This window comes from Parageobacillus thermantarcticus (assembly GCF_900111865.1).
Classification (GTDB): Bacteria; Bacillota; Bacilli; order Bacillales; family Anoxybacillaceae; genus Parageobacillus; species Parageobacillus thermantarcticus.
In genome coordinates this window covers 83,992-102,551 of the sequence record NZ_FOJS01000005.1, presented here as the reverse complement: position 1 = coordinate 102,551, position 18,560 = coordinate 83,992, and the positions used below count along the sequence as shown (strand labels likewise).

Below are 18,560 nucleotides of genomic sequence, written 5' to 3'. Positions count from 1 at the left end.
GTTATAGGGATGAGGAATTTGGGTCATCACGCTTTCGGCTGCGATTCGATCGTGGCAGGATGCTTCCGTCACCACATATCCCATTGGCAAACCTTGATCGGTCACTTGAAGGTGCAGTTTCAATCCGTAGTACCATTGCTTTTTTGAAGCGCAATACCCGATGTCGGCGATCCCTTGAAACCGTTTGACACGATGCATTCTCGCAGCATGGCACAACTCTAACGGCAAGCTATCGACCACGGCATAGGCATGATGTTGGACGCGTTTCGCCAGCTCATGGCGGATCCATTTCATCGCCCAGCGCAGCGCCCGGCAACGGCGGTTGTATCGGGAACGTTCGAGAAACTGCCCGTTTGTGAACAAATTTCCGGTGACAAAGCGATGCCATGCCCGTTCGGAAGAAAAGCCAAGCAGCTTCCCCAAAATGTGAATCGCTATGATCACGTCATCTTCTTGCTTTACCAAATGGCGGTTGCGGCGTTGAAGATGTGTCTGAATCAATGACAGTTGAGCGGAGACAAAAAAGAAAATGGCGGCATATTGCTTTTGAATCTTGGCTCGATCTGTAGTAAAATGAAAGTGCTCTTGCATGGGGATTCTCCTTTCGAATGGTAGGTCGCACTTTCATTTTAAGGAGATCCGCAGACAAGGGCTATTTTTATGCTTGATCAAGTTTATCTAGCACCACGGGTTTTAATAATCAATAAACATTAGCATATGCTTTTGTCAATGTAGGAATAAAAAGAGGTGCAAAAAAACGGATGGGAGGGGCAGTGGCCCCCATCCGTGTTAGCGATAGTTGACAAATTGCACATCAATCGGCAAATCAGCTTCGCGAATCGCGGCGATGACCTTTTGCAAATCGTCTTTGCTTTTGCCGCTGACGCGGATTTGATCGTCCTGTACTTGGCTTTTCACTTTCAGACCGGTGTTTTTAATGATCGTGTTGATTTTTTTCGCATTTTCCTTGTCAATGCCTTGCACGAGCTTGGCGCGCTGGCGCACCGTGCCTCCGGAAGCAGGCTCAATTTTGCCGTATTGAATGTTTTTCGTCGGCACGCCCCGTCTAATGAGCTTGCCAATCAACACGTCTTTAAGCTGTTCCAATTTAAATTCGTCGTCGGAAATGAGAACGAGTTCGTCTTTTTCTAAGGAAATGTCGCTTTTGCTGCCTTTAAAGTCGTAGCGGTTTTTAATTTCTTTTAGCGCGATGTTGATCGCATTGGTAACTTCCGATAAATCGACTTTTGATACAATATCAAAGGAACTTTCTTTTGACATACATGACCTCCAGCACTTTTCGTTATTTAGTTTCATTATAGTAAAATGTGGCAAGGGACACAATAAAAAAGAGGGATGGAGACAAGTGCCGATCGAAGCGTTCTTATTCTTCTAGATAGTCCGTCAAATTAGTGGATTCGGGAATTAGCACCATTTTAGTTCCTCTATTAATTATACTAATTATTAAAATAGTGTGATTTATTTGGACAACCTCATTTTGTTGAATTACTGTTTCCTCTGTAACCTCTACGTAAGCCACTTTTAATGTCCACGTAATAGATTGTTTTCGTCTTCAAATAAAAGAGGATATATGTCCCTTATGTTGGAGATTCATTAATTACAGCTTTGCTTTTTTCTGACAAAAAGCTTAACAAATGTCGAACGATGCCGATAAACAATAATGAACACTATAAAAAGAAGGAGACAAACATATGAAACAACAAAGACGCATATGGCATCTTGTTATTGCTTTATTGGCTACGTTCACGTTGATGGTCGGCTGTTCGGCGAAAGAAGCGGGAATGAAAAAAGATAGAATTAAAGTTGGAATTATGTTGTCAGACGTCGGACTTGGCGATCAATCGTTTAGCGACTCCGCGTTTCGCGGATTAATGAAGGCACGAGACGAACTAGGCATTATTTTTGATTACCGGGAATTGAAAGATACGAAAACGTATGAACAAGGGTTAAAGGAACTTATTGAAGATGGCAATGATATTGTCATCGGTTTAGGTTTTATGGTGCAAAAAGATTTGGAAAAAGTGGCGAAACAATATCCAAAGCAGCGTTTTATTTTAGTTGACTCTGTTTCGGATCTGCCAAACGTGACATCGATTACGTTTAAAGAAGATGAGGGGAGTTTTCTTGCCGGAGTGGTGGCGGCGCTGACGACGAAAACAAATCACCTTGGATTTATCGGTGGAGCGGATGTGCCGTTGATTCATAAATTTGCAACGGGATTCGAAAAAGGAGTTCATGCCATAAAGCCGTCTGCTTCTGTTCAAATTGTCTATGCCGGCGACTTTGGCGATGACAAGCTCGGTGCTAATATCGCCAAGGGTATGTTTGCTAAAAGGTGCGACGTCGTGTATACGGCGGCTGGACTTACCGGAGTCGGCGCGCTTCGGGAAGCGGAAATGCGCGGCGTGTATGCGATTGGCGTTGACAGCGACCAATATTTTTACGCGGAAAAAGCGGTTGTGACATCGATGGTCAAAAATGTCGATGTCGCTTTGTTCCGCGTGTTAAAACAATACGTGGAAAAAGGGGAGTTACCAACAGGCACCGTTCAGCTTGGGCTAGCGGAAAATGGGGTCGGCCTCGCGCCGATTCGCGTCATACCATGGAATGAACAAAAACAACAATTGCTCGAACAGTGGAAACAAAACATTATTGATAGAAAAGTGACGACAAAGTAAGTAGTACAGAAAAGGGGATTAGAATGACAATTCGCAGAAAATTATGGATTCATTCATTTTTTTCGCTTATTGCATCGATCATACTGATGGGATTTATTATCGCAAATATGCTATCGATTCAGGCAACGAACAAAGATATGGTGCCGGTGTTGCTGACGGTAGAAAAACTCAAAGCAAGCATGGAGTCGGTAAAGCAGAGCTTAAACAACGCCGCTTACAATATGACGGAAGGAAATAAGCAGGAAGTGATAGTGCAAACGAAAGCGACAATGCAGTTCATCAGCAAATTAGAAAAATCATTAAAGCAAAAAGAATTTCGTTTTTTATTAGCGAAAGCGAAACAAAAATTTGCCGAAGTGCATACGGCCTCGCTCGCCGCGCTTGATCGCCGCGACGCGTCAGAGATAAGAAGGCAGGCGATGCGGATTGAAGGAGCGGTGAATGACATCTATACGCTGCAATTGTATACAAACGATTACTACAACGAGCTTCTGCGCGATTTGCAGGGGCAAATTCGTTTTGTCATTTGGACGGCGGTTATCGGCAGCATTGCCCTCATCGTACTATCGGGAGCGATAAGCCTGCGCCTAACGCGCTCCATTACGAATCCGCTCAAGCAGCTTGCCAATAATGCGTCCAAAATTGCAGAGGGCAATTTGCTCGTTGAGCGTATTGATTATAAACAAAACGATGAGCTTGGTGCATTAAATGCGGCATTTCATACAATGGTCGAGGAATTGAAACGGCTGCTTCGCTCGGTAGAGACGGTTAGTCAACAAGTGGAAACATTTGCGAAAGAAATTGAAGCAGACAACAAAACGCTTACGGAGATTAACCGGCAAGTGGCGTTGTCCACCAATGAGCTATCTGCCGGTGCGCAAAGCATCTCTGAAGAATTGCAACAAGCAGTGCAGCAGATTGAAAAAATGGATGAGACGTTTGCCAAAACAGCGGAGCGAACTAAGCAAACAGCGCATTACAGCGAGACGGTCGTCGAAGCGATTCAACATGGACAAAAAGCGATGGAACAGCAAATGCACTTCATCCGCGAGAGCAATGAAGCCACGTTATTGATTGAACAGGCGACGAATGAGTTTACAAGCTATGCTGCCAATATTGAACAAATGGCAAAGGCGATATCAGAGATTGCGGAACAAACGAATTTGCTGGCGTTAAACGCGGCCATCGAAGCCGCAAGAGCGGGAGAAGCGGGAAAAGGATTTGCTGTTGTCGCGGAAGAAGTGCGCAAGCTTGCCGAGCAATCCGCACAGGCGACAAAACAAATTTTCGAGACGGTTTCGCACATTAAACGAGGTGTTGCTTCCGTTGCTTCAGCAGTTGTGCAAGGAGTAAAAATTGCCGAACAGCAATCGCAAACGATTGAAACGACAACGAAGGCGTTTTCTGAAATTGAGGATAAAGTAGCCGGCATTTCCGTCGATATTCAAGCGCTTGTCGATGGTGTCAACATGTCAAAACAATTGGAAGAAAAAGTATTGCAAAATGTGGAAAGCATCAGTGCTGTCGTCGAACAGTCAGCGGCTGGCAGCGAAGAAATCGCTGCATCGATGGCTGAACAGCTGACGGCGTTTGAAAAAATGGTGGAGAAAGTGACGAAACTAAGACAATTGACTGATGAAATGCATGAGGTGATGGCAAAATTTCGGATGGAATAAAGGCTGTCCAGCATAAAAGGACAGCCCGTTTTTTATAAATGATCCGTCTTTTTCGAGTACGCGAACTTCCCCGCCTCGCGATTTTTTTCGCGAAGCATGTTTTTTTCATGGCGTTTCGCGTTGTTATCGCGCGCTTTTTTATCGTTATCGCTTGTATGTGACATATTGGCGTGCACTCCTTTATCCACGGTCTACATCATTAGTATGCGTGGAAAAGGAGGACTTATGCTTCGATATATTTGTTCAAGAAAAAGAGCGCCAATGTTCCCGGTCCGGCGTGAGCGCCGATCGCGCCGCCGATTTCGCAAATAAAAAAGCGCGTGCAGCCGTATGTTTTTTCAATAAGCTGCTTTAACTCCAGAGCGGCTTCTTCATCGTCGCCGTGGCTGATGCCGATCACTTGTTTTTGCAGATCGTCGCCGCGCTCACCCATGATTTCAACCATGCGCTTTAGCACTTTTTTACGGCCGCGTAATTTCTCAAGCGGAATGAGCTTGCCGTCTTCGACATGGAGGAGCGGCTTAATGTTCAAAAGGCTGCCGACCATTGCCGCTGCTTTGTTGATTCGTCCGCCGCGCGCCAGGTATTCAAGATTATCGACCGTAAAAATATGTTCCATATGGCGGCAGTAAGAAGCAATTGTTTCGCATAATAAGTTGTACGGCGTTCCTTTTTCTGCTAGTTCCGCTGCTTTCATCACCGCCAGTCCTTGTCCGAGCGAAGCGCATTTAGAATCGATAATCGTCAGCTGAAATTCAGGATATTCCTCCAGCACTTCGCTGCGAATCGCCATCGCGGTTTGATATGTACCCGACAGTTGCGAAGAAAACGCGATATATAGGCAAGGGCGGTTTTCTTTTGCATATTTGGTAAACAGTTCTTTCATTTTCAATGGATTCGCTTGCGCGGTTTTTACGATTTGTCCGTTGCGCATTGCGTCATATACTTGTTTCGGTTCGATGGTGATAAAGTCTTCATATTCTTCGCCATTAAAATGGACAAGAAGCGGCAGAAATGCGATGTTGTGCTCTTGCAAATAAGCATACGGAAGATCGCAGCCGCTGTCAGTAATAATTTGAATTGACACTGTATCCACCTCTTACAAAGTTAAGATAAGAACATGTTTTAGTGTAGCGCTGATGAAGGAAAAAGACAAATTTTCTGTCGCATAAAACGGTTGCGGACGAGCGCCGCAACCGTTATCGAGTGAGTTGATCAAGTTCTTCTTGAAATTGACGCAGCTGCGCTTTTTCCGCCGTATTAGAATGCGCGTAGGCCGACGATAAAGCATTTTTCGCGATAGCGATGGCGCGGTCTAGTTCGATATCCGCTTGGCCGTTTGCTGATTGTTTCGCCTGCATCACCGCTTTGCGCGCTTCCTGAAACAACCGGTTGCCCATCGTTATTCGCCTCCAAGCGATGTTTCAAACGCTTTTTCCGCCTTGCGCGCTTCCGCTTCGGCGTATGTCATATGGTAAGGGATTCGTTCGTCATGTTTTTCTACCGCATCGGCGCTTTGTTGGATGAAGCGTTTCGACTTGTTTCGTTTGCCCAAGACGTATTCCCCCTTTGAAAAAGTAAAGACGCAGCGTTGCGTCATGGATAGTGTAACCGGATAAAGGGAATGATAATAAGGCAATTCGTTACAGCTTTAACAGCGATTTTAAGTATACGCCGATGCCGTCTTCTTCATTCGTTGTCGTTACATCATCTGCGATTTGTTTGAGCGGCTCAATGGCGTTGCCCATCGCGATGCCATAACCTGCCCATTCGATCATTTCTAAATCGTTATCTTCATCCCCAAAAGCGATGACCCGTTCTTTCGGAATATGAAAATAATCGGCGATCTGCTTAAGGCCAAATGCTTTATGGACGCCGCTGCGGATAATTTCAATCATATGCCAAGGCTCATTCCAGCGCCGGTGATGCAATACGTTCGCATGGACGGCGGATAAGTATGACTGTATTTGATCGATATGCTGTCGGTCTGTATGAATAAGAATGCTCGTTGGATCGTCTTTTAATGCATAGCGCAAATCGCCGATTTTGATTGTTGGATTGCCAAGGCGAACAATATCTAATAGCACTTCATCATGTTCATGAAAGTATACATTGTCTATCACTTCGGCTAAAATATTTTTAATCGAATACGTTTCACTGACTTCGATAATGTCTTTGACGGCTTCAAGCGGAAGCGGAAAATGCCGGACTCCCCATGAACGGTCCGCCGGGTGATGGACGAACGCGCCGTTAAAATTGACAATCGGCGTCGTGAGCCCAAGTTCTTCGTAGTACATTTTGCTGGCGCGGTAAGGCCTGCCGGTGGCGATCACGACAAGATGCCCTTCTTCTTTGGCGCGCAAAATCATTTCTTTCGTAAACGGGGAAATCGTTTTGTCATCTTTTAATAACGTACCATCTAAATCTAATGCAATTAAATGTCGCTTCATAATGACTCCTTTGCTTTTGTTTTTAAAGTATAAACGGTTCTCTGCTTTATTTTACTATTTTATAATATAGTGTAACTCTTTTCCAAATTTTTTGTCTACATGTTACACTATATAGAAAAAAGAAGGAGTTTTGGTTTATGGTCATTATTGAAAAAGAAACGGTTGCCCAAGTACCTGTGCTGCATGTCGTAAAAAAAGAAAAGAAAGAGGAACGATTGCCGTTCATTCTGTTTATTCATGGATTTACAAGCGCGAAAGAGCATAATTTGCATTTTGCGTATTTGCTTGCCGAAGCAGGATACCGCGTCGTGTTACCGGATGCTCTTTATCATGGGGAACGCGGCACGTTTTTATCAGAGCGTGAGTTGCAGTTGATGTTTTGGCATGTCGTCCAGCAGACGATTGCGGAAGTGAAATGGATAAAAGAAGAGATGGAGCGGCGGCGCTTGATTGACCCAGACCGAGTCGGGCTTGCCGGCACATCGATGGGAGGAATCGCCACATTCGGTTCGCTCGCTGTGTATCCATGGATTAAAGCGGCTGTTTCTCTGATGGGATGCCCCGCTTATGAAATGTTTTTCGACGAATTAGTCGAAACAGCGAAAAAAATGGGGGTTGTTATTCCGCTGTCAGACGAGCAATTAAAACGGGAAAAAGCAAAGTTAGTGAAATACGATCTTTCCAAACAGCCGGAGAAATTGGCGGGCCGCCCGCTTCTTATTTGGCACGGAAAGTGTGACCCGGTTGTGCCTTATTCTTATACATATGAATTTTATGAGCAGATAAAACGGCTTTATCAAGAGAAAAAAGAAAACTTAAAATTTATTTCCGACGATCAGGCTGGGCATAAAGTGACAAGGGAAGCGCTTTTAGAGACGGTAAAGTGGTTTTCGAAACATGTGTAGAAAAAGCGGCTATGCTAGGCAAAGCATAGCCGCTATGCGTTGTCGGGAGAAAAAAGCGGATGAAAAAAACGATATGTTTTTATGAAAAATGCCCTAATTGCCGCAACGCTTCTTCGCTCATCCGCTCCGGCGTCCACGGCGGGTTCCATGTAACTTCCACTTTGACATCACGAATGCCGTCGATATGTTCAAGCGCGCGCTTCACACCGCCGACGATGGAATCGTGAAGCGGGCATCCCGGCGTCGTCAGCGTCATTAAAATATATATGTTGCCATCGCTGATTTGCAAATCATAAATTAATCCTAAATCAACGACATTGATCCCCAATTCCGGGTCAAAAACCGTTCGAAGCTGTTGAAGTACTAATTCGCGAATATCCATGATCATTGCCTCCTTTTTATTTCCGCAAAACCGAAATAACCGTGCCGACAAAAAGAAGAGAAAACAATGTCATTGCGCCTTGGGCGATATAAAATAGCGGCAAGTTGGAGACGTCCAACGCGATTGTGACGCCGATCGCGCTGATCGTAAACAACGCGCATTGAACGGCGGTCCAATTTTCATTCATCATTTGTTTTAACGTCGGTACATTTTCCTTGCCGATTTTTTTGCTGTAGCGATGCGTCCACCATAAAAACGGAACAATTTTATATAAATAGCCGATGATGCTTAACATAATCCAGCCAAGCAGATAGCCGTAAATCACAATCGCGATTTTGCGATGGTCGCCGAAAAATGACAAGATAAACGCCGCCCCGTGCAGAATGAGAGCGATCGCAATGGCCAATAAAGCGAACTGGAATGGACGGTCGAGCCTTTTTTTCATCCGTTTCCGCAACATCGACGATATATGATAAACAAATAGGGCGAATGCGATAAATAAAAGGCCGGCACCGGCGACAAATGCCGCCTGATGATTTTTCCAAAAGCTTACAAACGTTACCGCCAGCCCGGTGACGTAAGCAGCGTACACATAGCGCGCCGGTTTCATCGAAAATCCATGCGCGAGGGAAAACATCGGCACCATCTTATATGAAAAACCGATAATCAGCAAGGTAAACCAACCGAATACGCCGAATAAGATGTGTGTCTTTAAAGCAAAGAGATGATCCATCGTTTGTGTGCCGCTCCAAAAGTGAAAGGCAAGCGTCAGCCCAAATACGATTGTAAATAATAAACAAACAAGCGCCGTGCTGACAAACAATGTCATCATATTTTTTTTCGCTTGTTTTCGCAATGTCATTGCCATTTGGAAAAGAAAAAGCACGATACCAAGCACAAGCAGCAGTCCTGGGAAAAATGCAGCGCGTGCGTGAAACGCTAAACTAGCGGAAAATAACGCGATTCCGGCGGCGGTGATGAAAAATTGCACAAACCCTAGCCGTTCGCTCCAAATCGGTGTCAAAAACGCGACAGGAACGAGTTGGTACATTGCTCCCATCGCAACCATCAGCGCAAAACCGAGCATTGCCAAATGCGCCGCCGCCCATATCGTTGGCAGGCGGAACGCTCCGTTTACTATGGTGGGCCCGGCGGCGAGCATGATCGTTTGTGATGCGGCGAAAGCGATGACACCAAACACGATAAATAAAAAAGGAAGGCGAATATTTGTTTCATATGCCGTATTCGTTGGAATCATGCTTGTCATCCTTTTGTAATCGTAATTTGAAAGCTGCCGTCTTCCCGCTCGATGGTTTCGTGTTTATAGCCGAGCTCATCAAGCTGTTCGTATAAAAACATCGGGCGGCGGTCGTTAATGATCGTCAATGTTTCTCCGGACTGGAGTTTTGCAAGCGCGGTTAATGTCCGCATCATCGGTTGCGGCGGTTCTAGCCCGCGGTTGTCAAGAATCACCGTTATCACCCCGATTAAGTTTAAATGATTGCGCAAACTTCCGCTCATGTTCAACGGCTTGAATCGCCGGAAAAACGCTTTTTGCGTGCTTTCCGCAACTTAATTATTCCCTTGTTTGACGAAAGTGACTTTCCAATGCTTTTTTTCCATTTGTTCCGCTTTATACGTAAAGCCTTTTGCCTTCATAATCGGAAGCAGTGGAATCGGCTTAAATGGTGCGTGCAAAATAAACGTGTCCCCTGCCTGAAGCGGTTTAATTGCGTTCATAATTTTTTCAAATGGTTCGATTTTCTTTTGTAAATCTTCACGGACATCCAACTCGACGATCGTTCCCACTATGATTCCCTCCTTTACTTGCTATGATAGTAATTCTCATTTTCAAACGTTGTGATCTGCATCACACAGCTAGAAAAAAATTTCTTTTTTCAATCCTTCCGCATCGATCAGATAAAACCCGTCTTTATCGACATCAATCAATCCTTTTCGCTTTAATTGGCTGAGCGTTCGGCTCACCGTTTCCCGCGAGGTGCCGATCATGTTTGCGAGCTCTCGATTCGTCACATGGGCAGTCAAGCGGTAAAGCTTTCCTTGCTGCACCGCGTTTGTTTTCGTCAAGCGCAAAAGAAGCATGATGATTTGTTCATACGTGTTATGGAGAATTTGTTCTTCCAAGCGATTTTGCAAATCAACGATTTTTTCGCCCATGACGCGGAATAGCTTAATGCATAGTTCCGGATAGCAAATTAACGTTTGTTCGAAGTCCGCGATCGGAATTGCAATTAATGTCGCTTCTTCGATGACTTCCGCGTGTGCGGGATACGTGCCTTTTAGGAAAAAACCGGCGTGCGGGAACATTTCCCCCGTCTGCAAAATCGAAACAATTTGTTCTTTTCCGTTCATATCCGTTTTATAAATTTTGACCGTTCCGGAATGGATGAAATAGACGCGTTCTAACGGATCTCCTTGCATAAACACGAACGTCCGCGGCTTATAGACGCGCACATGGGAAATCGATACGAGCGACTCCAGTTCATGATCGGATAACTCGCGAAAAAGCGGGACATTTTTTAAACGTTCTTTCATCCAATCATTCGTCATTATTCCATCTCCTTACGCAATTTTGACAAAAATGTGACTTTTATTAAGTGGAGTTTTCTTTAACAAGGATCATAAGAATTTCCGCTATTTCTATACTACCATTTTATGAGTTTCTTCATATGCGGGCTGTGACATAAATCATAGCATCCGTTTGCCATGACTCACATTTTTTTTATTTTTGCGGCGCTACAATGAGAGCGAAGCAAAGATAGGAGGTTGATCATGGATGGAGGTTAATCGATCCGTTCGTCCGTCTTTCCGTCCCGAACGGCGGACACAAAATAGTTTTCTTAAATCGATATTAATTTTTACGATTTTAATCAGCTTTACCGTCCTGCTTGTCGGCGGGTATTGGATTTTTAAAGAAATGGCGCCGCGCCCAAAAGAAGTGCGAAGCGAAAGCGGCGAAGTGTTGATGACAAAAGAAACGATTATCGGCGGACAGGCAGTGTTTCAAAAGTATGGCCTGATGGATTACGGCACTGTGCTTGGGCATGGATCTTACATGGGTCCAGATTATACGGCAGAGGCATTGAAGATTTATACGGAAGGAATGCAAGAGTATAAAGCAAAAGAACGATATGGAAAACCGTTCTCGCAACTATCGAAAGATGAAAAAACGATTATTCGCGATAAAGTAATCAAAGAAATGCGGAAAAACCGCTACAATCCGGTTACCGATGTGCTCGTGTTAACCGACGCACAAGTATACGGACTGGAAAAAGTCCGCGACCATTATCGTCGCGTATTTACAAACGGTGATGGTTGGGGTTTGCAAAAAGGATTGATTAAGGAGGAGGATATGCCAAAAGCACACCGCGCCTGGGTAGCGGATAGCGATCAAATTCAGCAAATTGCCGATTTCTTCTTCTGGACCGCTTGGTTATCGAGCACTCCAAGAATCGGGGACCATATTACGTATACAAACAACTGGCCATATTATGAAGATGCAGGAAATACGATGTCGTTTTCCGCGATGTGGTGGAGCGGAGCAAGCGTAACAATCTTAATTTTATTTGTCGGGATTATTTTGTTCTTCTTCTACCGTTATCAATTAAGCATGCAAGAAGCGTATAAAGAAGGGCAATTCCCTGTGATCGATTTGCGCAAGCAGCCTTTGACTCCTTCGCAAGTGAAATCTGGAAAATATTTTGCGATTGTTGCTGTGCTGTTTTTCGTTCAATCGATGTTCGGCGCGCTGCTTGCCCATTATTATGTAGAGCCAGACAGCTTTTTCGGCATCAAATGGATCCACGATTTATTGCCGTTTAACATTGCGAAAAGCTACCATTTACAGTTGGCGATTTTCTGGATTGCGACATCATGGCTCGGCATGGGGATTTTTATCGCGCCGCTTGTCGGCGGGCATGAGCCGAAAAGACAAGGGCTTCTTGTTGATATTTTGTTTTGGGCGCTCGTTGTTCTTGTCGGCGGCAGCATGATCGGCCAATGGCTCGGTGTGAACGGATATTTAGGAAACAGCTGGTTCTTGCTTGGCCATCAAGGATGGGAGTACATTGAACTTGGCCGCATTTGGCAAATCATTTTGGTAGTAGGCATGATCATTTGGCTGTTTATCGTCTTTCGCGGCATTAAAAGCGGCTTAAAGCGAGAGAGCGATAAAGGGGGTTTGATTCACTTATTGTTCTACTCGGCGATAGCGGTGCCGTTCTTTTATATCTTTGCGTTCTTCATGAAGCCAGATACGAACTTTACGATGGCTGATTATTGGCGCTGGTGGATTATCCATTTGTGGGTGGAAGGAATTTTTGAAGTGTTCGCCGTTGTTGTGATCGGCTTTTTGTTAGTGCAAATGAAACTTGTCACAAAATCTTCTACAGTAAGAGCGTTATATTTCCAATTTACGATTTTGCTTGGCAGCGGGGTCATTGGAATTGGACACCACTATTACTACAACGGTTCGGCGGAAATATGGATTGCGCTTGGTGCCGTTTTTTCGGCGCTTGAAGTCATTCCGCTTACATTGCTTATTTTAGAAGCATATGAGCAATATAAAATGATGCGCGATGGCGGCGTCAACTTCCCTTATAAGTCAACATTTTGGTTTTTGATTTCTACAGCGATTTGGAACTTAGTCGGCGCCGGTGTGCTTGGATTCCTCATCAACTTGCCGGCCGTAAGCTATTTCGAACACGGGCAATTTTTGACGCCGACTCATGGCCATGGGGCGATGATGGGAGTATACGGAATGTTCGGCATCGCGGTGCTGCTGTATTCGCTGCGCAATATCGTCAAGCCGGAAGCATGGAATGATAAATGGTTAAAATTCGCGTGCTGGATGCTTAATATCGGGCTTGCCGGGATGATTGCAGTGACGCTGCTGCCAATCGGTATTCTGCAAATACAAGAAGCGTTTGAACACGGCTATTGGGCATCGCGTTCCCCAGCGTTTTTACAACAGGATCTTATACAAACTTTGCTCACGATCCGTTCTGTTCCAGATACGATTTTCTTAATTGGCGTCATCGTGCTGATGGCATTCAGCGTCAAATCGCTATTCCATTTGCGCAAACCGACACACGGCGAGGGAGAAGCGCTTCCGGTTGCCGATTTGACCGAAGAAGAATAAATAAAAAAAGAATCACGGCGATTCGCGCTGTGATTCTTTTATCCTTATATGATAACGCTTTCTATTTTGCTCATTGTCGGCTGCTCTTCGCTTCTTCTTTTTCTTCGTAACATTGAAAACAATACAACGTTTCTTTTTCGTCGCTAATGATGCCGTTTAAAAAACCATGCAAACAATGAATCGGTTTGCCGCATTGCGAACAAAAGCCAACAAGCTCTTCCAACCACCATTTCTCCTTTCCTAAACGATTGAAAATTATTATGTTGTAGGTTGTGATGTTCATCACTACGACAAACGACAAAAGCGATTATGATGTGTATATAACTCATTATACTATAAAGGAGGCAACAATTATGAGTCAATTTGCCGCAAAAATTCATGCGCCTGATTATGAACCGAAAGAAAGACATCCTGCGATTTTTCGTTTATTCGATAGCTTGAAGCCAGGGGAAGTGATGGAGCTGACGAACGACCATGATCCGCGGCCGCTGCATTATCAGTTTATGATGGAACGCCCCGATCAATTTACTTGGGAGTACTTAGAAGAAGGACCGGAAATTTGGCGGGTTGCGATCGGCAAAAAACAATAAATTTTTTCGGAAAAGATTCCCGGGAAATTGCGGGAGTCTTTTCTTTTTGCTGCCCTCATGATACAGTGAAACAGAGATGTTACAGAAAGGGGACAGACGGTGAAAGGAATGACAGGGGTTGTGCTTGCGGGCGGCCAGTCGCGGCGTTTTGGCAGCCCGAAAGCGTTTGCCAAATTGAACGGAACATATTTTTTTGAAATTGCTGTAGAAGCGCTACGCGCAGTGGTAGAGGATATTTATATTGTTAGTCATCCTTCACTAGTAGACTGTTTTCGGCAACATACAGCGGAAAAAGTGATTATGGACGAGGAACGGTACCGTGGGCAAGGACCGCTTGCCGGAATTTATACGGTAATGAAAGAAAGCAGGACGGAATGGATATTTGTGCTGCCGTGCGATATGCCGTATATGAGACCGGAAGTAGCGGTAAAACTTGCTCAATATGCGAACGAGAAGTTTGATGCGGTGATATGTGCGCATTTCGGGCGCATTCAACCGTTAGTCGGCATGTATCATCGGCGAACATTTGCGCAAATCGAAAAGTTGCTGCAGGCAAAGGATAACCGAATGAAGTCGTTGCTTGATCGTTGCCATGTTCGCTATGTGACCGAGCAAGATTTTTGGGAAGACGAGATCGTATTCCGCAATGTAAACATGCCGAACGAATATGGCGATATAGTGACATAAACGGATTTGTGATTTATGTCACATGTATATCCTCCCCTCTGCAGTACAATGAAAACAAGGAGGGGAATATAGTGAGGGACTTTAACAAAAATCCGTTTATCGTAATTTGGGAATTGACGAGAGCGTGTCAGTTAAAATGTCTTCATTGTCGGGCGGAAGCGCAGTATCATCGCGATCCGCGCGAATTGACATTCGAAGAAGGGAAAAAGTTGATTGATGATATATACGAGATGGATCAACCGCTTCTCGTGTTTACCGGCGGGGATCCGCTCATGCGGCCGGATGTATTTGATCTTGCGAAATATGCGATTGACAAAGGTTTGCGTGTCTCAATGACGCCGAGCGCGACGCCGAATGTGACGAAAGAGGCGATTCGCAAGGCGAAAGAAATCGGCCTTTCCCGCTGGGCGTTTAGTTTGGATGGGCCAAACGCGGAAATCCACGATCATTTCCGCGGAACTCCCGGATCTTTCGCTTTAACGATCAAAGCGATTGAATATTTGCATGAACTTGATATCCCGGTGCAAATTAATACCGTTATTTCCCGGTACAATGTCCATGCTCTTGATGAGATGGCAAAGCTAGTTGAAAAACTAAAATGTGTGCTATGGAGCGTCTTTTTCCTCGTGCCGACGGGACGGGGAAAAGAGTCGGACATGATTTCCCCGGCAGAGCATGAAAAAGTGTTTCGCTGGCTATACGAAACGAGCAAGCGCGTTCCGTTTGACATAAAAACGACGGCAGGGCAGCACTACCGCCGCGTCGTTTTGCAGGCGAAAATGCGGGAAAACAAAATTGCCGGTGACGGCATCCGTTATGAAGACGTGTTGATGAAAGGGCTGACCGGTCAAGTTGATGGCCTTGGCCGTGCGCCAAAAGGGGTCAATGACGGCAACGGCTTTGTCTTTATTTCCCATATTGGCGATGTCTATCCGAGCGGGCTGCTTCCGGTTAAAGCGGGAAACGTCCGGGAAACGCCGCTTGCGGAAATTTACCGGAATTCGCCAATTTTCCAAGACTTGCGCAACCCGGATAAATACAAAGGCAAATGCGGCGTCTGCGAATTCCGCTACGTTTGCGGCGGCTCGCGCTCGCGGGCGTATGCCGTCACGGGCGATTATTTAGAAAGCGAACCGTACTGCATATACATTCCGAAAGCGTTGCGAAAAAAGAAAAAACAGCAATTTTACTGAACTGGTTCTCAGCATGAGAGCCAGTTTTTTTATGTTCAGCTGAGCGATTCAACTTTTTACAAATATGTGACACTGTAAAAAAATGTGATAAACATCACAAACATTGGTTTCCGATTTCCGTATGCTGAATGTAGTTACAAATCAAGTCCGTGAAATTGTGTAAAAACAAAACGGTAAAAAGCGGTTTTATTTTCCCGTAATCCAAGTTTATTGTATTGGCAATGGAATTTTCACAATCATTTGGACTTGACCTTAGTTACATGGCTGTGAGCAAAAAGGAGGATGTTTGTGATGAATAAGCAAAAAGCGCTTTTGCCGATTACAACATTGGCAATGACGTTTGCGTTTGCCGTATGGGCTGTGTTTTCCCCATTGGCGAGCACGTTTCAAGAAATGTATGGACTAACATCGACGCAAAAAAGCATTTTAGTAGCGATCCCAGTATTGCTCGGTTCTATCATGCGCATTCCGCTTGGAATTTGGACGGACCGGTTTGGCGGCAGACAATTGTTTTCATTGCTTTTATTGTTTTTGATTATTCCGTTAGTCGGCGCTGGTTTTGCGGATTCATACGCCATGTTAATGTTTTGGGCGTTTTTCATCGGAATGGCAGGGACGTCGTTCGCCATTTCTGTAACGTTCGTATCGCGCCTAACACCTCCAGAAAAACAAGGAACAGCACTTGGCATTAACGCAATGGGAAATATTGGGACAGCAGTAGCAAGTTTTTCGGTCCCGTCGATCGCGGCGGCGTTTGGAGTGAAATGGGCGTTTTGGGGAATGATGATCCCGGTTGTCATTATGCTTCTTCTTGTTTGGTTTTTTACTCCGGATATGCCAAAGCCGAAGCAGCAAAAAACAATGCTTGAGTCGTTATCAGTGCTGAAGTACAAACATACGTGGACGTTATCGCTCTTTTATTTCGTTACATTCGGAGCATTCGTCGCATTCGGCATTTATTTGCCATCGCTGCTTATTGATTTGTACGGTTTGACTCCGGTGGATGCCGGGCTTCGCGCTGCTGGGTTTACCGTAATTGCGACGCTCGCAAGACCGATCGGCGGAAATCTTGGCGATAAAATCGGCGCGGAACGGGTATTGACGTTCGTTTATGCCGGAATTACGATTGGAGCGCTTGCCATTGCGTTTGGAATGGAAAATATTATCGTGATGACAGCGGCATGTTTATTTATCGCCATTATGTCCGGACTAGGAAACGGTGCGGTCTTTAAGCTCGTTCCGCAGCTGTTCCCGGCGGAAACAGGGGCCGTCACCGGCATCGTCGGTGCATGGGGCGGACTCGGCGGCTTTTTCCCACCGATTTTGCTGGGAATGGTGAAAGATGCTACTGGTTCTTACATGCTTGGATTTATTCTCCTCAGCTTATTTGCTCTAATTTGCTTCTTGCTTAACCGCACCGTCTTCGGAAAAAAAGCAGGCAAAACGGCAAAGACATATGTATCGTAACATTAGTGAAACAGCGGATCGCATCAAGCGGTCCGCTGTTTTTGTTGTTGAGAACATATCTTCTCTACATGGAGAAACTAACATAATAAATGTTTACGGTGTGAAACGAAGCCATGGCATTATTTATCATTTTTTCTACGAAAATAATTTTTATCGTAAATATAAGTAATATTGTTCAGTATTTCACAAACTATTCAAATATTAGCGATGAGTCGTGATGCAAATCACTAGGGGAAAACAGTACATTCGGTACTCTGAAGTTGTAAGAAATCCATAAAATTTAAGGAGGTAGAAAAAATGAAGCGCAAGTTTTATACGTTTGTGTCGATTGCGGTTGCCGCCTCGCTTTTAGCTGCCTGTGGAAATACAGGTGGAAAAGAAGCGGAAAAGGAAAGCGCAAAGGCTGGAGCCCATCACACAAATTCAGAGGCGCTTGCTGCACACAAAGACCTTAACCAAAAACCAGTTCCGTTGAAAATGGAACGAATCGGCCCGCATGACGTCAAAATCGAGATGACTGCGCAAATAACGGACATCGAGATCGACAAAGGAAAAATCTATAAAGCGTGGACGTTCAACGGGCAAGTACCTGGGCCGCTCATTGTCGTCAATGAAGGAGATACAATCCACTTTACATTAAAAAATATGGATCCGGCGATACCGCATAGCATGGATTTCCACGCTGTTCACGCTTCGCCGTCGAAAGATTTTGTCGATGTCATGCCGAATAAGTCGGGAACGTTTACGTACCCGGCGAATAATCCGGGTGTATTTATGTACCATTGCGGCACGAAGCCGGTGCTCGCCCACATCGCTAACGGCATGCACGGAATGATTATCGTCAAGCCGAAAAACGGCTATCCGACCGATAACGAAGTGGACCGCGAATTTGTATTAATCCAAAACGAATGGTACAAATATAATGACATGGATGATTTTCAAAACGGGGTACCAAGCTATGTTGTCTTCTCGACAAAAGCGCTAAAAACAGGTGATCGAAATACGAATGGAGATACGTTTACGCTAAAAGAGGAGCCGCTCGTTGCTAAAGTTGGGGACAAAGTCAGAATTTATATTGAAAATGTCGGTCCGAATGAAGTTAGCTCGTTTCACGTCGTTGGTACCGTTTTCGATGACGTCTATATCGATGGTAATCCAAACAACCATCTAAAAGGTTTGCAGACCGTGATGCTTCCGGCAAGTGGTGGTGCAGTCGTTGAATTTACCGTCACGCGCCCAGGCAACTACTCAATCGTTACCCACCAATTTAACCATGCGCAAAAAGGCGCTGTAGCGATACTAAAAGTAACGGAAACCGGCGAAGATGACAGCGGGCATTAACCATCTCTC

At 45.0% G+C, this 18,560-nt stretch carries 22 protein-coding genes; 9 read left to right on the top strand and 13 right to left on the bottom strand.

The genetic code is table 11. From position 1 onward, the window contains the following. Both BM278_RS05265 and BM278_RS05260 read right to left on the bottom strand, forming a co-directional pair. Nucleotides 1-591, bottom strand: a 591-nt coding sequence (locus BM278_RS05265; RefSeq protein WP_090948335.1) for an IS982 family transposase, incomplete at its 3' end; no start/stop codon positions are given. Nucleotides 592-789: 198 nt separating this feature from the next. Beyond that, entirely contained in the window at nt 790-1,281 is a 492-nt protein-coding gene (locus BM278_RS05260) for a YajQ family cyclic di-GMP-binding protein (protein ID WP_081159986.1), read from the bottom strand. A gap of 431 nt (nt 1,282-1,712) precedes the next feature. On the opposite strand from BM278_RS05260, the gene BM278_RS05255 reads away from it, so the two are divergent. Further along, nucleotides 1,713-2,699: a BMP family lipoprotein gene (locus BM278_RS05255; RefSeq protein ID WP_090948333.1), complete on the top strand. Its 987-nt coding sequence runs from the start codon at nt 1,713-1,715 to the stop codon at nt 2,697-2,699. Between the two features lie 23 nt (nt 2,700-2,722). Further along, on the top strand, nt 2,723-4,375 hold the full coding sequence (locus tag BM278_RS05250) for a methyl-accepting chemotaxis protein (RefSeq protein WP_090948332.1): 1,653 nt from the start codon (nt 2,723-2,725) through the stop codon (nt 4,373-4,375). Nucleotides 4,376-4,407: 32 nt separating this feature from the next. Here the strand turns inward: BM278_RS05250 and BM278_RS05245 are convergent, their stop codons facing one another. The 5 genes from BM278_RS05245 to BM278_RS05230 form a co-directional block, all read right to left on the bottom strand. Beyond that, on the bottom strand, nt 4,408-4,539 hold the full coding sequence (locus tag BM278_RS05245; protein WP_090948330.1) for a DUF3941 domain-containing protein: 132 nt from the start codon (nt 4,537-4,539) through the stop codon (nt 4,408-4,410). Between the two features lie 59 nt (nt 4,540-4,598). After that, nucleotides 4,599-5,462 carry a DegV family protein gene (locus BM278_RS05240; protein ID WP_090948328.1) on the bottom strand — a complete coding sequence of 288 codons (864 nt, stop codon included), beginning with the start codon at nt 5,460-5,462 and terminating at the stop codon, nt 4,599-4,601. Between the two features lie 112 nt (nt 5,463-5,574). Continuing rightward, complete coding sequence (locus BM278_RS05235) at nt 5,575-5,775, bottom strand: DUF3813 domain-containing protein (RefSeq protein ID WP_090948326.1); 201 nt, start codon at nt 5,773-5,775, stop codon at nt 5,575-5,577. A gap of 2 nt (nt 5,776-5,777) precedes the next feature. After that, on the bottom strand, nt 5,778-5,930 hold the full coding sequence (locus tag BM278_RS18645; protein WP_167359579.1) for a hypothetical protein: 153 nt from the start codon (nt 5,928-5,930) through the stop codon (nt 5,778-5,780). Between the two features lie 88 nt (nt 5,931-6,018). Continuing rightward, complete coding sequence (locus BM278_RS05230; RefSeq protein ID WP_090948325.1) at nt 6,019-6,825, bottom strand: Cof-type HAD-IIB family hydrolase; 807 nt, start codon at nt 6,823-6,825, stop codon at nt 6,019-6,021. Between the two features lie 137 nt (nt 6,826-6,962). On the opposite strand from BM278_RS05230, the gene yjfP reads away from it, so the two are divergent. Continuing rightward, entirely contained in the window at nt 6,963-7,730 is a 768-nt protein-coding gene (yjfP, locus tag BM278_RS05225; protein WP_090948324.1) for an esterase, read from the top strand. A gap of 79 nt (nt 7,731-7,809) precedes the next feature. On the opposite strand, the gene BM278_RS05220 is transcribed toward yjfP, so the two are convergent. The 5 genes from BM278_RS05220 to BM278_RS05200 all read right to left on the bottom strand — a co-directional run bounded on the left by BM278_RS05220 (nt 7,810) and on the right by BM278_RS05200 (nt 10,683). Then, nucleotides 7,810-8,112, bottom strand: coding sequence for a metal-sulfur cluster assembly factor (locus BM278_RS05220; RefSeq protein ID WP_090948322.1), 303 nt, complete (start codon nt 8,110-8,112; stop codon nt 7,810-7,812). A 16-nt stretch (nt 8,113-8,128) separates the two neighbouring features. Then, a complete protein-coding gene (locus tag BM278_RS05215; RefSeq protein ID WP_090948320.1) occupies nt 8,129-9,370 on the bottom strand; it encodes a hypothetical protein in 1,242 nt (413 codons plus the stop codon). A 5-nt stretch (nt 9,371-9,375) separates the two neighbouring features. Beyond that, the gene (locus BM278_RS05210; RefSeq protein ID WP_090948341.1) at nt 9,376-9,585 is read right to left on the bottom strand and encodes a DUF2249 domain-containing protein; all 210 of its coding nucleotides are present in this window, start codon (nt 9,583-9,585) and stop codon (nt 9,376-9,378) included. Between the two features lie 99 nt (nt 9,586-9,684). Beyond that, a complete protein-coding gene (locus tag BM278_RS05205; RefSeq protein WP_208601749.1) occupies nt 9,685-9,921 on the bottom strand; it encodes a DUF2249 domain-containing protein in 237 nt (78 codons plus the stop codon). Between the two features lie 69 nt (nt 9,922-9,990). Further along, entirely contained in the window at nt 9,991-10,683 is a 693-nt protein-coding gene (locus BM278_RS05200) for a Crp/Fnr family transcriptional regulator (RefSeq protein ID WP_090948317.1), read from the bottom strand. 226 nt (nt 10,684-10,909) lie between these two features. Between BM278_RS05200 and BM278_RS05195 the strand changes: the two genes are divergently transcribed. Next, complete coding sequence (locus tag BM278_RS05195; protein WP_090948315.1) at nt 10,910-13,273, top strand: nitric-oxide reductase large subunit; 2,364 nt, start codon at nt 10,910-10,912, stop codon at nt 13,271-13,273. Between the two features lie 70 nt (nt 13,274-13,343). Here BM278_RS05195 and BM278_RS05190 read toward each other — a convergent pair whose 3' ends face one another. Then, entirely contained in the window at nt 13,344-13,496 is a 153-nt protein-coding gene (locus BM278_RS05190) for a hypothetical protein (RefSeq protein ID WP_208601748.1), read from the bottom strand. Nucleotides 13,497-13,626: 130 nt separating this feature from the next. On the opposite strand from BM278_RS05190, the gene BM278_RS05185 reads away from it, so the two are divergent. The 5 genes from BM278_RS05185 (at nt 13,627) to BM278_RS05165 (ending at nt 18,551) form a co-directional block, all read left to right on the top strand. Beyond that, nucleotides 13,627-13,863, top strand: coding sequence for a DUF2249 domain-containing protein (locus BM278_RS05185; RefSeq protein ID WP_090948313.1), 237 nt, complete (start codon nt 13,627-13,629; stop codon nt 13,861-13,863). A 99-nt stretch (nt 13,864-13,962) separates the two neighbouring features. Continuing rightward, nucleotides 13,963-14,550, top strand: coding sequence for a molybdenum cofactor guanylyltransferase (locus tag BM278_RS05180; protein WP_090948312.1), 588 nt, complete (start codon nt 13,963-13,965; stop codon nt 14,548-14,550). Between the two features lie 71 nt (nt 14,551-14,621). After that, nucleotides 14,622-15,743, top strand: a complete 1,122-nt coding sequence (locus BM278_RS05175) for a TIGR04053 family radical SAM/SPASM domain-containing protein (RefSeq protein WP_090948311.1) — start codon at nt 14,622-14,624, stop codon at nt 15,741-15,743. Between the two features lie 291 nt (nt 15,744-16,034). Beyond that, nucleotides 16,035-17,210 (top strand): MFS transporter, encoded by a 1,176-nt coding sequence (locus tag BM278_RS05170; RefSeq protein WP_090948309.1) that lies wholly within the window; start codon nt 16,035-16,037, stop codon nt 17,208-17,210. Between the two features lie 297 nt (nt 17,211-17,507). Next, the gene (locus BM278_RS05165) at nt 17,508-18,551 is read left to right on the top strand and encodes a multicopper oxidase domain-containing protein (protein ID WP_090948307.1); all 1,044 of its coding nucleotides are present in this window, start codon (nt 17,508-17,510) and stop codon (nt 18,549-18,551) included. Nucleotides 18,552-18,560 lie beyond the last annotated feature (9 nt).